General features: G+C 41.8%; 1 rRNA gene. It reads left to right on the forward strand.

The window, feature by feature from the left end:
- Positions 1-202: 202 nt before the first annotated feature.
- Positions 203-263: ribosomal RNA gene (rrf, locus tag ACSLUR_RS19160) — 5S ribosomal RNA — on the forward strand; the annotation flags it as partial.

A 263-nucleotide genomic window follows, 5' to 3' on the forward strand; every position in this document is an offset into this window, starting at 1 on the left:
ATAGGTCAGGTGTGTAAGGGTTGTGAGGCCTTGAGCTAACTGATACTAATTGCCCGTGAGGCTTAACCATACAACACCCAAATGGTTTTGACTGACAAAGATTCAAAAGAATTTATTCACGTACTAACGTGTGCTTGAAATGATATATACAGCATTCCGAATTGAATTTACTTGCTCAAGCAGCAGGTAAATAACAGTTTCGCCTAGCGACAATAGCGTTGTAGAACCACCTGACCCCATGCCGAACTCAGAAGTGAAATGCA

The sequence above is a fragment of the Thalassotalea montiporae genome (assembly GCF_053485855.1).